Annotated in this window: 20 protein-coding genes; 3 read left to right on the forward strand and 17 right to left on the reverse strand. The window is 31.5% G+C overall.

Annotated features, from left to right (window positions below):
* Window positions 1–59 precede the first annotated feature (59 nt).
* Window positions 60–224 (forward strand): hypothetical protein, encoded by a 165-nt coding sequence (locus tag ASG46_RS21120; protein ID WP_186365687.1) that lies wholly within the window; start codon window positions 60–62, stop codon window positions 222–224.
* 158 nt (window positions 225–382) lie between these two features.
* Here ASG46_RS21120 and ASG46_RS10555 read toward each other — a convergent pair whose 3' ends face one another.
* From ASG46_RS10555 to ASG46_RS10625, 17 genes are all read right to left on the reverse strand, one after another.
* Window positions 383–1,012: a hypothetical protein gene (locus tag ASG46_RS10555; protein WP_056704507.1), complete on the reverse strand. Its 630-nt coding sequence runs from the start codon at window positions 1,010–1,012 to the stop codon at window positions 383–385.
* 30 nt (window positions 1,013–1,042) lie between these two features.
* A complete protein-coding gene (locus ASG46_RS10560; protein WP_056704509.1) occupies window positions 1,043–1,267 on the reverse strand; it encodes a hypothetical protein in 225 nt (74 codons plus the stop codon).
* 269 nt (window positions 1,268–1,536) lie between these two features.
* Window positions 1,537–1,695 carry a hypothetical protein gene (locus tag ASG46_RS20970; protein WP_156376665.1) on the reverse strand — a complete coding sequence of 53 codons (159 nt, stop codon included), beginning with the start codon at window positions 1,693–1,695 and terminating at the stop codon, window positions 1,537–1,539.
* A 134-nt stretch (window positions 1,696–1,829) separates the two neighbouring features.
* Complete coding sequence (locus tag ASG46_RS10565; protein WP_056704510.1) at window positions 1,830–2,066, reverse strand: hypothetical protein; 237 nt, start codon at window positions 2,064–2,066, stop codon at window positions 1,830–1,832.
* Window positions 2,067–2,288: 222 nt separating this feature from the next.
* Window positions 2,289–2,882: a hypothetical protein gene (locus ASG46_RS10570; RefSeq protein ID WP_156376666.1), complete on the reverse strand. Its 594-nt coding sequence runs from the start codon at window positions 2,880–2,882 to the stop codon at window positions 2,289–2,291.
* Between the two features lie 107 nt (window positions 2,883–2,989).
* On the reverse strand, window positions 2,990–3,229 hold the full coding sequence (locus ASG46_RS10575) for a hypothetical protein (protein WP_056704514.1): 240 nt from the start codon (window positions 3,227–3,229) through the stop codon (window positions 2,990–2,992).
* A 222-nt stretch (window positions 3,230–3,451) separates the two neighbouring features.
* On the reverse strand, window positions 3,452–3,724 hold the full coding sequence (locus tag ASG46_RS10580; protein ID WP_056704515.1) for a hypothetical protein: 273 nt from the start codon (window positions 3,722–3,724) through the stop codon (window positions 3,452–3,454).
* Window positions 3,725–3,757: 33 nt separating this feature from the next.
* Window positions 3,758–3,991: a hypothetical protein gene (locus ASG46_RS10585; RefSeq protein WP_056704517.1), complete on the reverse strand. Its 234-nt coding sequence runs from the start codon at window positions 3,989–3,991 to the stop codon at window positions 3,758–3,760.
* Between the two features lie 122 nt (window positions 3,992–4,113).
* Window positions 4,114–5,721 carry a DUF4942 domain-containing protein gene (locus ASG46_RS10590; protein ID WP_056704519.1) on the reverse strand — a complete coding sequence of 536 codons (1,608 nt, stop codon included), beginning with the start codon at window positions 5,719–5,721 and terminating at the stop codon, window positions 4,114–4,116.
* 35 nt (window positions 5,722–5,756) lie between these two features.
* Window positions 5,757–6,203 carry a hypothetical protein gene (locus ASG46_RS10595; protein ID WP_156376667.1) on the reverse strand — a complete coding sequence of 149 codons (447 nt, stop codon included), beginning with the start codon at window positions 6,201–6,203 and terminating at the stop codon, window positions 5,757–5,759.
* Window positions 6,204–6,292: 89 nt separating this feature from the next.
* Window positions 6,293–6,481 (reverse strand): hypothetical protein, encoded by a 189-nt coding sequence (locus tag ASG46_RS10600; protein WP_056704522.1) that lies wholly within the window; start codon window positions 6,479–6,481, stop codon window positions 6,293–6,295.
* A gap of 49 nt (window positions 6,482–6,530) precedes the next feature.
* Window positions 6,531–6,728, reverse strand: coding sequence for a hypothetical protein (locus ASG46_RS10605; protein ID WP_056704523.1), 198 nt, complete (start codon window positions 6,726–6,728; stop codon window positions 6,531–6,533).
* On the reverse strand, window positions 6,728–6,970 hold the full coding sequence (locus ASG46_RS10610; RefSeq protein WP_056704524.1) for a hypothetical protein: 243 nt from the start codon (window positions 6,968–6,970) through the stop codon (window positions 6,728–6,730). The genes ASG46_RS10605 and ASG46_RS10610 overlap by 1 nt, the downstream gene beginning before the upstream one ends.
* Window positions 6,971–7,294: 324 nt before the next feature.
* The gene (locus ASG46_RS10615; protein WP_056704525.1) at window positions 7,295–8,527 is read right to left on the reverse strand and encodes a hypothetical protein; all 1,233 of its coding nucleotides are present in this window, start codon (window positions 8,525–8,527) and stop codon (window positions 7,295–7,297) included.
* 310 nt (window positions 8,528–8,837) lie between these two features.
* On the reverse strand, window positions 8,838–9,011 hold the full coding sequence (gene yonT, locus ASG46_RS21630) for a type I TA system toxin YonT (RefSeq protein ID WP_436967807.1): 174 nt from the start codon (window positions 9,009–9,011) through the stop codon (window positions 8,838–8,840).
* 954 nt (window positions 9,012–9,965) lie between these two features.
* Window positions 9,966–11,078 (reverse strand): tubulin-like doman-containing protein, encoded by a 1,113-nt coding sequence (locus tag ASG46_RS10620; RefSeq protein WP_056704526.1) that lies wholly within the window; start codon window positions 11,076–11,078, stop codon window positions 9,966–9,968.
* Window positions 11,078–11,374 (reverse strand): hypothetical protein, encoded by a 297-nt coding sequence (locus ASG46_RS10625; protein ID WP_056704527.1) that lies wholly within the window; start codon window positions 11,372–11,374, stop codon window positions 11,078–11,080. Before ASG46_RS10625 ends, ASG46_RS10620 begins: the two co-directional genes overlap by 1 nt.
* A 128-nt stretch (window positions 11,375–11,502) precedes the next feature.
* Here ASG46_RS10625 and ASG46_RS20540 point away from each other — a divergent pair, with 128 nt between their 5' ends.
* Window positions 11,503–11,730, forward strand: coding sequence for a helix-turn-helix transcriptional regulator (locus ASG46_RS20540; protein WP_082515482.1), 228 nt, complete (start codon window positions 11,503–11,505; stop codon window positions 11,728–11,730).
* Window positions 11,731–11,836: 106 nt separating this feature from the next.
* On the forward strand, window positions 11,837–12,016 hold the full coding sequence (locus ASG46_RS10630; protein WP_056704529.1) for a hypothetical protein: 180 nt from the start codon (window positions 11,837–11,839) through the stop codon (window positions 12,014–12,016).
* Window positions 12,017–12,023: the final 7 nt, after the last annotated feature.

The raw sequence follows: 12,023 nt of genomic DNA on the forward strand, positions 1-12,023 counted from the left end.
TTGTTTGATCATATACTATAATAAACACTTGAATACTGTATCTAAGGAGAAATTAAATCATGTTGAAAGAAATTGATCTTGATAAGATTTACGACATACGAGAATATCCTGATAAACATAGTGGCCGCTGCGATAATTGCGACACAGCACAATTCAAGTCTACAATTTCCAAAGGAGAATTTATTCGTCAATGTGCCAAATGTGGAATGAAAAAGAGGGTTTAATCCCTCCTCCACTCTTATCCTCCTGGACGAATATCAGCCATTAACTCACCTCCCCCTATTAGCCTCCTACTTTAATTGCTTCAATAATCATTTTCAACCACCTTCTAAATGAAATACTTCTTTTATTACAAATCCAACTTATCAAATTAGATTAAGCATTACTCTTTTACATTCTCTCCTGACCGCTCATCAAGACTATCATAATATGCATCTTTAACCATTGCTTCAACATCTGGCTCATCAAATAAGTCATCATTATGCAACTCAAACCTTGCTTCACCGACCATATCTGCCAAGTTAGGAATATGTTTTGAAAAATATTCAATTGATAGCTCATAACAATTTATTAATTGGATGTATACTTTTACTGCTTCTTCCATACTCAAATTAATTTCATAATGCATAATTTCATTTCTCTTTTTGTTTAGATATGTCATTGCCTCTTTTAATTTTGGGGGCACTTCTATATCGCAAAGAAGTTCAAGTCTCCTAATCGCTTCAGAAAAACCAACAGTTTGTATATTGGGGGAGACTTCAAAAATGCTATTTTTCTTTTGTTTAATCATTTCTTCTTTTGCTTTCATATATGAAGTAAGGTCTTTGAAGACTAGATATTCGTTCTTACTTTTTAATAAATATTTAAAAAGCAATTCAGCAGCATGATTTATGGATAGTATTGCATCTTTAATTCTATGATCGTGTCCCTCAGTCAATTCCATCATTACCTGAATTGAACTATGCGTTGCGTTAAGGGAATCTACAGCATTATCTAATAATGTAAATTTCATTTGATCTCGCCTTTCATTAGAAGAATGATTTCATTCGAAAAACTTTTGTCTCTCTTTTAATCTTCTATTCTCTTCCTCTAATTCTGCAATGTACTCTTCATACTGTTGATTTTGCGCTTGTCTTCCACCAGTTATTTTATTGAAGATAGCATACATGTATACAAACATTACTGGCACGCCCATAATTGGGCCGAATAGGATGAATACCAGCCAAACTGCAAATCCCCCGCCAAAAATAATCGTATTTAAATTCATCACTACACCCCTTTTCAATAGGATTATTTTATCATACGGTTAATCAATACTCACCATTTTTTCATTTTATTTCCCTTTGCATATGATCTGAATTTCACATTAAGTACTAAATTATGATGTCTTTTATTAACTGCTATTTCAATGAGGGAAGGAATCCCACTCTTAGCTCATGTTAAAAACATCATTTTATTTGGCCTGTAATCAATCATAATGCACGTTACAGGATGCAACACGCTTTTAGAATACAGTACCTTCTTTTATGTACAGTCTCAATAATTTAATTTGTTGTTTAAGTATTCCTCTACGCTGCCATCAAAACCTATATACCCTACTTCAAGTTCATCTAAAATTTGTTCCTGATCAGCCCAACATTTAAACATATTGTGCATGTTTGGTTTTGAAAGTTCTTTCTTAATTAATTCTCGCATATCATCCACCCCTTACGTATATGTAATTTATCCAGAATAAATAAATGCACAAAGCAGCATAATGGCCAATAGACTAAATACAGCAATACTGATCAAATCATCCCGCCGTTTTAGTAACCTCTCTTGGATCGTTTTCATTCTTTTCCACTTACAACATCAGTTTCAATTTCATCATATTGATTAAACAAGAACATATACTCAAGATCAAATGCATCTAAAAATTCTTGTTTTGCGATATGGCCTGTTATAACTGCGCCTTCTAGGGATTGTTTATCAACTTTTGCAAATACACTCCTTGCCGCTCTTTCAGCTACGTCCTCTAAACTTTTTCTAATCTCTTCTTTCACTTCAAACATTTTTTTGTAATCCATAATTAACGCCCCTTTTAGTATATGTTATTTATTTGTTTAAAACTCATGTTTTATTTAATTTGTAATATACACTTCTCTTGTGTACTACGTACAAAGAAACCTAATTTAATTTTAATCTATTAACAATACACTTAACTTCTAAACTTCGAATACTTTAACGTATATGTAATTTTTGTGATTATTTAAAAGGAAGTCGTCATAAGACGACTCAGCCTTATAGGTTTAAAAATACTTAGATTCTTCTACATCAACCCATTCTTTTAAAGCTGGGAGTATCTCTAATATTTGTTCTTTAATTGGTGATAATTCTAAAGAGATTTGGCCACTTACTTCTGTCAGCATCTCATTTAATTCATTTAGCTGATCTCTGATGTGTTTAAAGGTTTGCAATTCAGGAACAGAAAAATAATTTGTTATTCTTGAATTAACAAATGTGAATATGCTATCTAATACTAATTTATTTACAGATTCTAAATTAGAGGAGTAGATAAATGATTCAAACTTCTTTAAAGGTTTCGGTATTTCAACAAAATCAAGTTCTTCATTTGTAAAACTTAAGAAGATTTCGCTATCTGTTTGAACAAAAAGTCTATTATCATTATCCATTCTTCTAGAAAAAAATATCGGTTCACCGTGTCCCATTGCTTCAAGAACATTCCCAGGAGCGTTCTTGTCCCTTCTTATGAAACCAATCATAAATCTTTTAAAATTAGGATTATCATTCCACTTTTCTTTGAAATAAGCTTCGAAATTCTCTATAGGAAAACTTTGCTCTTTACCCAAAACACTTCCAATCTTCATAATAAATCTTTTCATTTTCTCATTCCTTTTCATTTTTATACTAAGACTATAAACAAATGTTGATAATATTTCCATTAATTTGCTCATTTCTTATAAAGGATTAAATAAAAGAAACATTTTATTTAACTTTCAATTTTCAATAATTCAATTGCTCGATCGTATGCAACAACTTGATTTAAATAGATATCAATACTATTATCCATCAGCCCGTCAGCCGAAAATAAATACTTGTCATCTTTCTTTAGCTTAAATTCAAGATTGTCCAATGTTCTTTTAATAATAATAATCTGTTCTTGCAATCTATTTTTAGCAATCTCTCTTTCTGCTTCAAGCATAACTAAGTTTTTATTTTCTTTTGTCATATTTTCCATTCTCCTTTCTGTAGAAAATCAACATTTTATATTAATTTTTGCGTGAGGATTGGGTAATTTATTAATATCAATCCATCGACCATTTCTTCCTTTCGGATCACTTATATGCGTTAGGTATACTTCTTTATCAGATGATTTAAGGACTACATATGTAAAACTGTTAATCATCACACAGTGCCCTTTTTCGTATTTAAAATTATTTAAACACATTGGTTAAAGTGTTAGACTTAAATCTAATATTCTCTTTTTACGATCATTAAGCTTCTTTATTTCCTCATCTATTCTTTTAAACTTCGATTTCATAACCCTTTCAAAATCTCTTTTCTTGTCGTCTCCATCTAGAAGAATTATTTCACGATCACCCTTAGATGTATTGAAATTGTAAAGACCTCCAACATGTTGATTTTTCATCCATTTTTCATAATCAGATCGATCAACCTCTTCTTTCTCAATTCTTCCATCTTTATAAAGACTTATTTTTAACATCACTTCTCCTCTTTCCTGCATAAAATTAGAATTTTATTCGACTATTCCATATGCTTTGTATATTTCTTCTTTCATACTATGCCCTTGCCGCTCTTCTTCTTCACCAATCTCTTTAAATGTCATTGTGAACTCATCAATAAGTCTAAAATTGATTTCACCGACTCCTTCCTCGTCAATTACATCATACATTTCATTTATTGAGTATTTTACCGTTCCTTTTAAACCATCAACATCTGCATCTAAAATTCTTTTAATTACTTGCTCCATAATTTTTACATCCCCTTTTTTAAAACGCTAGAATTTTTATCAACCGTTTCCGTTGTATCTTATAACTATATTATATATGTTATTTGTACTTTAATCAATAAAAAATGTGTGTTATTTGTACTTTAATTTCCTAGCATTAAAACTTTTGATGTATCTAACATATAATAACCTTTGTTTTTCATTGTCTTGTTATATTCTCTCTCACCTTCGAATTCATTGATAACCGCTCTTTCCTCTTCGTTCATTTCAGTAAACTCTGTATTACCGTATGATGGTGGCAACCACCCTTTTTTCTGACTTCCGAAAATATTGAACTTTTTTAAAATCTCATCATTTTTAAATTCAATATGACATGTCCCTTTTTTGTAAAACGTTAAATAAAAATACTTCAAATCAATTTTTTTCGTTTCTCCATAGTGTTTAGACATTTTTAGAACTTCATCAATATTAACATCTTCAGTAAGGCCATTGTCTAGGTAGTTAAACACTTTTTCGATATCTTTGAGTTTATCCATAACAGTATAGTAAGTTGGATCATAATTACCATCCCAAGTACCATAACCATTTAGTGGAATTACAACTTTTTTGTTTATTTTATAAGATTTGTTTGTTTTCCATCCGTTATATAAGTGAACATTTTTTGATGTTTTATCATAATAGTGTTTATGGCTGAACTCTTCAAACAAATTTAGAATGGTTTCTTCGACTCCTTGAATCATTTCTTTACTCATTTGTATTCTTAATGTGTATATGTTGAATAAAGAGAAATCATAATCCTTTAACTCTTCGACATGCTGCAAATATTTTTGCTTTAGATTGCTTGTAAAAAGACTCATGAATTCAGCATTATTAAACAGTGTATTCCAATACTTTTGCCTTACACTTTTAATAAATTCGTTTTCCATATCTTCTGTATAGTTATTTGCAGAAGAATCCAATTCTAATTTTAGTATCGGTTTAGAAGTTTCTTTAAAGCTATTTAAGATTAACGGTTTCATGCTATTGTATTCATTTATAAGTTTCAAGCCTGCTTTAAGCTCATAGTTAAATTGCTCAACAATTCCCCTTATGTAATCAGAATCAATTAATTGAGTTGATTTATAATCATTTTTAAGTATGTGGCTTTCATCCTTTTTCAATTCATTTAAAAGAACACTGTTATATTCACCGTTATCAATTTTTATATAAACTAAAGCTGTCTCTACACTTGTCTTTCTTTCAGAACTAACAAAGGCATCTTTTATAAATTCGACATCTGCATCAAGCTCGGTCAACTTTCTAACGAGATATTTCCTGTCATTAGAATAAGGGTTATTTAATGTTTCAGCGTTTAGTAAACAGACTATCTGACCCGTTCTATGTTGTGATTCAATTAAATTAATGGCCTTTAATAAATGCTTTTCCCCATTGCTGAACGGCGGATTCATAAATATAAGATCATATTTCTTGTATGTATTAAAAGTTAGAAAATCATCTGAAATAACTCTGAAATCTTTACCTTTTAACAAGTGGCGCAAGTTCTCATCATGCTCAATAGCATCGATGTCATACTTTGATTCTCTTCTATATATCTTGGTGTAATCAAATTGCTTATGAATTGCTTCCACCAAATTGCCTGAACCCGCTGAAGGCTCTAAAACTGATTTAATATACTTCCAATCTACCTTTCTATTCATTTTGTTGATTAAACTTGCTGGAGTTGGGTAAAAATCTAGATTCTCTTTAAACATATTTTCTCCTTTTTTAAAGGCACCTTTACAGAACCTTATTTAATTTGATTTAAATGGGATACCCCTTCTTCAATACTCATTCTTAAAACAATTCTCACCATCTCCTCCTGAAAACCCGTTTCATCTTTTTTAGATGAGAGATTAATAAGATTTTTCATGTCATTTAAATTGAGGTTAGGCAAAATATCTTTGGTGAAGTGTTCTTTTGCTTTTTCGATATTTTCTTTTTCATTTTTTGCTTCTCTGATTGAGTTTAGACTTACAACATTTGTTTTTTGCACTTCTTCTTGAACATCTTCGATTTCTTGTTTCGTTAATTCTGATTCGATTGGTTGGGGTGTAGGATCAGTAATAAAGGCTTCGACTAGTTCAGCTTCACCATTTTTGATTAGTTCCAATGCTTCTGATTTTTTTATTGGAAAACTTCTCATTTGAGCCCAGCTGTATCTGTAGTATCTGTTACCTTTTTGTTTAATTAACATCATCTTTACCCTCTCCAGTCTCACTTTTTATTTTTGCAACCCCTGGCCATTATTGACCAGGACGCTCACAGCCTAATGCCTGTTTATACTCACTGTGACGAGTTTAGCGTATCAACATGCTGGATATATCCTTTAGCAATCCATGAGCTGTGAGGAGACCACTCAGCGTCACCCTCTCTCATATAAGCTGTATGTACAGGTGTTCCAGCTTTTCTATCAGGATGCTTTTCTTCTGTTAATTTAGTCCATACCCAGTTGTTCGGCTTTACTTTTTTCATATCCAATCTCTCCCTTTAAAATATTCATTTTATTGAATTCTATAACTTCTTAATAGATGTAATATAAATCACCATTGTTGTCACTAATTGCGAATCGCTTCAATTGAGTATAACTACTTTTTGGAGTGCCTTTTTTTGTATATTTTGATTTAAAAAATTCAGGATGTTTCCCTATTTCTTGTTGTGCTTCTTTTAGTGTTGAAAATTCTCCGATTTTCACAAAGTTGTAAGTAGCGAAATATCTCATTAGTTCTTTACCTCCTCATATGATCCAATTTCATATTTTTTGTTTCCAAAACTCACAAAAACTTGTCCATTTTCTAATTTCATTAATTTGCGAAGTGTGGTCATTCTTATACCGTTATTAATAGCAGCGAAATATAAACGTCTTCCTCCAGTTTCTTTTAATTTGAGTTTATCGTATTTATATCCTTCACAAACTCCACTATGATTCAAAAATGAGGTATGAATTGTTACATTTATCGCCATTATAATTCTCTCCATTCTTTATTTGTTATTTGACTGAATTTTGTTCTTTTCTATATCCTTATTATATATGTTATTTGTATTTTAATCAATGATTTTTGTGTGTTATTTTTAATTTTATTGAGTATTTTATTACGTCCTATGAGGGGTTTGGGGTGGTGTAGGACGAAAGGGCAATTCAACTTGTTGAAGTGACCAAAGTCAGCACCCCAAGGTCTTATTTTCAGTCTATATATTATATATAATTTTAACTTCTTTTCTTTTACGAGAGATTGCTCAAAACCGTTGTGGCTGTTGAGTTTTTAAAATGATTTATTGCTTTTGTTTTCATAGGTCATTTTCTAACCACTCGATTAATAGACGTCTCATTCTAAATGATGGGATGTATATATTGATTGATTTGTTATTCCTTATTGCTGATCTCCATATCCATTGAATCATCTCTGATAAAGCGTAGATGTCTTGATCTATATTTATGTTATTCTGCTTAAAGAAATCATTAATAGCTGGATTAACAAATCTGTTGATTGAATAAACTAATGATTTCTTATGACTGTATTCATTAGTAGCTTTAATATTACACGCTAAAAATCCCTTAGTGTATCCTTTGCCGCTCAACTTCCCTTTATGAGATTTAAAGGTTGTCCATAGATTCTCGTTTGATTTAGACTTAATGATATTTTGGTAATAGTTTAAGATATTGTTTTTTAAACGCTTATGTAACACCGATCTACTTTCAAACCAATTTTTAGACAATGCGTAATAGTCGTCACCTACCTTGTTCAAATCTCCTTCATATATGTTTATCTTATTCTTCAAAGCAGCCTTAACCTTTTGGTCTAGGGATTCATTATGTTTAATTAATTTATAATTTTTATTTTCTTTTATGACTGATAACAATTCATATTCAATACAGTGTAAGTCAAAATAATACTTTTGAATCTGAGCATTAAACAAATATGTTAATACGTACACCTCGTTAAACTTAGCAAAAACATCGCTAGGGAATTCCCAGAACAAAACAGATTCATTGTGATAGATTAGATTATCACTTTTGGCCAGCTTCTTTAATGTCTGAAACTCCCCTTTGTATTCCCTATTCAATTTTTCTTCATTCTCAGAGTTCCACAATATCTTTCCGTTGTTGTTAATGATCCAGTTGTTTTTAAATAACATATCTAAATCATCTTTAGAAATATTAAATTTCTTAATCACTTCCATTGCTTCATCAAGTACCAAAGTATAATTGCCTGAGTAAATTAAATCTTTGGTGGTTTGATCAGACATACTAAACAATGCGTGAGTCGCAACTATATCCTTGTTTTCTGAAAGCAGCTTATGAAAAGAATCAATCTTATATAATACTTCTCCCTTTTCTGAGTGAACTTTTGGTTCATGAAATTTTCTGTTGCTACATGACTTCTTAATTCTTGATACTTCATCCAGGTATGGAGTGATAAAAATAAAATGCTTATCTAAAGATGATTCATTCATGTGATCAATCATTAGACTTGTTTTACCGCTGCCCATAATCGAATCAATAATTTTAACTTTTGACATTCATTCTCCCCTATTCAAAATTATATGTATGGCGAGCTGAGCTACCGCTCACCGTTTAAAACCTTTAAATACAAAGTAAGACAACCAAGTGATTATAAGGATCAATGTAGAAATAGCGTATGTCCAAATAATAAATGATTGTGTGTTGCTGCTGAATAAGTCTTTAATAAGCCAGAATACAACGAATGTAATACCGAATGTAATTAGTGAGTACCATAATTGTTTATGCTGCATATATGTTTACAAAGTGCTGCAAGGTGCTATAATATAGATGACAAAGGGAGAAGTATCTCCCAATGTCTAATGATGTTTAACGGCGTATACGTTTGCGTGTCCTTGACCTAGGTCGCTTATGTGTACGCTTTTTCTTTTGGCTTATACTTTTAGTGATACTGACAACCTTCTCAATAATCACAAGCATATTGATTAAGACTGTAGTAAGACTGATTAGTAAAGCCATTATTATAGTCACCTTTTCAAGCACTTTTGCACCTCCTTTCCATACTTCTATTATAACATATTATCGTGGTGATGTGTGTTATTTGTTGTTTATTAATGTGATTTATTCATATTTATTTTTGTGCTTATATTCGTTTGTGTGGTGTGATATATGTGATTAGATAGATAGGTTGTTTGAGTGAATTAAACCTTTGTATGAGGCTGTCAGTATGCTTAGAATTGATATGGTGATGTGTGAATGATTGATGTTAGGGATAGAATATACTATAGTGAATGTGTCATGTGTGATGGCTAAAATATGATGCGTAATAGTTAGGCTAGATAATGTGATGAAATAAAGACAAAGACTATATAATGATAAACATATACATTAAAAAAAATAACACTTCGATTTCCTGTCCCCTGTTATTCACACGAATTGTTCCGCTTAATGGAACAAACTTTCAAAATCAGATCAATTTTTTAAAATTTTTAAATTTAGTTCAATAAAGTATTGATTTATCTTATTAATTGTGCATTCATTTGGCCGCAAATAAAAAAGCAGACTCACCAAGGAATCTGCATTATAACTATAATTATAAGACGTATTCAGAACCATCTATTGCCACTGGAGGGGGTATATTAACATCCAAACCGCTAAAACAAAGAACAAATGTGCCCATAGCACTTCCATTTCCACACCCTTTAAATTTTATCGATTTTAGCCTATTTTCTATCGTACTTGCTATCGTAAACGCCTTATATATCAACGTTTCCCCCTTCCTCTACTCACTCATTTTTCACGATTTCCTCTAAATTTGTCCACTTTTCCTTACTCCCACAACGACTTTACGATCACTCACCATTCATAATAATCGAATTATCGCCAAACACATTGCTATTACTGTTTTTTTTCTCCTTTTGATCAATTTTACGATATCGTCCTCAAAAATTTACGATAACAAAAAAATGAGACAGTCAATTGACCATCTCACTATCTTTATCCCTTTAATGATTTAAGTTTCTCTAAGAAACTCCCCTTACTTACCTGCTTTACGTCCCTTTTGGTGTTAGTCTGCTGCTTTAAAAATGCTGACTTTGAATTAAACTTTGGAACATATACCTCTTCTTTTACTGGTTCAACTTTTCTTGATTCAATCAGGTCATCTAATTGCTTCATTCTGTCGTTAATCCACCCTAAGCCACTTAAAATAGAAATCGCTTGATTCTTACCAGTATCATAATACCCTTTAAATAAATCTAATGGTTCACCCTCACTGAAAAGTCGCTTAAAGTTAATCTGATCTGTTAAATTTGCATTGCCGTCTATAATAACACCAGCTTTAACTAATGAATCAAAAGTGTCTGCGCTATATATCGAATGCTTCCATGACTGTTTAATATCATCATGAAGAGTGTTTGCAAATTTCCCTTTATTATAATCAGATAAATCCATTTTCGAAATCACTGTCACACCTGGAGTATTGAAAATTTGGTTTAAGTCCTTCTTGTCTAATGTACTGTAGCTAGATGGAAGGTTTGTATACTCTTCAACCTCTTCAAGCATATCAATAAATTGTTTATTTACCTTTTGATATAGCATAGGCTCTGAGAACGATTTAATGCCCTTTAGAGACACTTTAAAATTGTCTAGTGGAATTATATTCAATTGCTTTTCTGACAGTTCCTGAAGGCATTCAACGGTGTTTAATTGATTCAATATCACTTCACTGTGATCAGGCATCACAGGTACAGCAACTACGGTTTTGTTATCCAAGTATTCATCTAATAATTCTATTAATGTTGGTGCAATTCCTGATCCTGTACCTCCAGCTGTTGAAAAGACTACGAACACAACTTGAATCGATGGCTTTTCCATTGCTTCTTTAATAAATTCAACAGATGATTCCCAGTTATTTTTAAAATAGTTGATAGCTGCTTCCCTATCCTTGCCTACCCCTTCGGATCCAACTAGCTTTAGTTTGTCTTCAACAACTTCTAAACTATTTAGATCTGAGCTAGAGTAATTGACTGCGATACTGAAATATCCTCTTTTCATTGCTTCATCTGCAATGCTCCCACCACATTGACCAATTCCAACAAATCCGTACATTAAACCATTTCCCCTTCCAAATGATATTCTAAGGCCATAATTCCATATGAAGTAATTATGAATTTATGATGCTTACTTGATGAGTCTCTTTCAATAAGCAGTAGTGCCTCCAATTTACTTAAAGCTGATCTTATAGTCGCTTCTGAAAATTGAGTATCTAGTTTAACTGATTCGATCTTGAAGTCTTCTTTTGTCATTCCTTTTATTAGCCTGTTCGCTCCGCATTCTTGCAGCAAAGTTAACAGTGATACATCGTCAATATTTAATCTAGTAACGACTTCATCAAAATATGTCATACTGCACCTCCACTGATAGAGTAACAAAAGTTACCTATATAGACAACTTTTTTTATCTATTTAAGTGAATTTAATTGAACATTTGAATAAAGACAACACATAATATAAAATTCTCATTGGGTGATATTATGAAATATAAGGTTAAAAGCAATTTAAAGAGTTACTTACACTCCAAAGGTATTAAACAAAAGTGGCTTGCAGACCAAATAGGCACTAATTCCAGTAGGATTTCTATTTGGTGTACTAATAATGATGAAGGTTTTTGTTCTAATCCCCCCTCACTCCCTTACGCTATAGCCCTATGTAAAACATTAGATTGTGATATGCAAGAGATATTCTCCATTATTGAAGACTGATTTCTCAGTCTCTCATAATAAAATACAAATAACATATAATTTATATTGACTAAAGTGTAAATAACATATATAATCACCTTATAACGTACTGAAATGAGGTGATTTATTGGGATCATGTAACAAGCAGGACATCATTGAACTTCTTGAGTATCGCATTGTTAATGGCATTGCTTCTCAGGAAGAGAACACATTTTATGAAGACCTCAAATGGTTTGGTAAATTTGACGAGTCTTCTACCCTGTTTAAAAGATTGGCATTACATATTGAAAGACAAAATAACAAATAGAGGAGAG

It is taken from the genome of Bacillus sp. Leaf49 (assembly GCF_001426125.1).
Classification (GTDB): Bacteria; Bacillota; Bacilli; order Bacillales; family Bacillaceae; genus Bacillus; species Bacillus altitudinis.

What these genes read in the sequence shown, in the direction of transcription:
- ASG46_RS21120 (WP_186365687.1), top strand. Translation starts at nt 60, where the DNA reads ATGTTGAAAGAAATTGATCTTGATAAGATTTACGACATACGAGAATAT.
- ASG46_RS10555 (WP_056704507.1), bottom strand. Translation starts at nt 1,012, where the DNA reads ATGAAATTTACATTATTAGATAATGCTGTAGATTCCCTTAACGCAACG.
- ASG46_RS10560 (WP_056704509.1), bottom strand. Translation starts at nt 1,267, where the DNA reads ATGAATTTAAATACGATTATTTTTGGCGGGGGATTTGCAGTTTGGCTG.
- ASG46_RS20970 (WP_156376665.1), bottom strand. Translation starts at nt 1,695, where the DNA reads ATGCGAGAATTAATTAAGAAAGAACTTTCAAAACCAAACATGCACAAT.
- ASG46_RS10565 (WP_056704510.1), bottom strand. Translation starts at nt 2,066, where the DNA reads ATGGATTACAAAAAAATGTTTGAAGTGAAAGAAGAGATTAGAAAAAGT.
- ASG46_RS10570 (WP_156376666.1), bottom strand. Translation starts at nt 2,882, where the DNA reads ATGAAAAGATTTATTATGAAGATTGGAAGTGTTTTGGGTAAAGAGCAA.
- ASG46_RS10575 (WP_056704514.1), bottom strand. Translation starts at nt 3,229, where the DNA reads ATGACAAAAGAAAATAAAAACTTAGTTATGCTTGAAGCAGAAAGAGAG.
- ASG46_RS10580 (WP_056704515.1), bottom strand. Translation starts at nt 3,724, where the DNA reads ATGTTAAAAATAAGTCTTTATAAAGATGGAAGAATTGAGAAAGAAGAG.
- ASG46_RS10585 (WP_056704517.1), bottom strand. Translation starts at nt 3,991, where the DNA reads ATGGAGCAAGTAATTAAAAGAATTTTAGATGCAGATGTTGATGGTTTA.
- ASG46_RS10590 (WP_056704519.1), bottom strand. Translation starts at nt 5,721, where the DNA reads ATGTTTAAAGAGAATCTAGATTTTTACCCAACTCCAGCAAGTTTAATC.
- ASG46_RS10595 (WP_156376667.1), bottom strand. Translation starts at nt 6,203, where the DNA reads ATGTTAATTAAACAAAAAGGTAACAGATACTACAGATACAGCTGGGCT.
- ASG46_RS10600 (WP_056704522.1), bottom strand. Translation starts at nt 6,481, where the DNA reads ATGAAAAAAGTAAAGCCGAACAACTGGGTATGGACTAAATTAACAGAA.
- ASG46_RS10605 (WP_056704523.1), bottom strand. Translation starts at nt 6,728, where the DNA reads ATGAGATATTTCGCTACTTACAACTTTGTGAAAATCGGAGAATTTTCA.
- ASG46_RS10610 (WP_056704524.1), bottom strand. Translation starts at nt 6,970, where the DNA reads ATGGCGATAAATGTAACAATTCATACCTCATTTTTGAATCATAGTGGA.
- ASG46_RS10615 (WP_056704525.1), bottom strand. Translation starts at nt 8,527, where the DNA reads ATGTCAAAAGTTAAAATTATTGATTCGATTATGGGCAGCGGTAAAACA.
- ASG46_RS10620 (WP_056704526.1), bottom strand. Translation starts at nt 11,078, where the DNA reads ATGTACGGATTTGTTGGAATTGGTCAATGTGGTGGGAGCATTGCAGAT.
- ASG46_RS10625 (WP_056704527.1), bottom strand. Translation starts at nt 11,374, where the DNA reads ATGACATATTTTGATGAAGTCGTTACTAGATTAAATATTGACGATGTA.
- ASG46_RS20540 (WP_082515482.1), top strand. Translation starts at nt 11,503, where the DNA reads ATGAAATATAAGGTTAAAAGCAATTTAAAGAGTTACTTACACTCCAAA.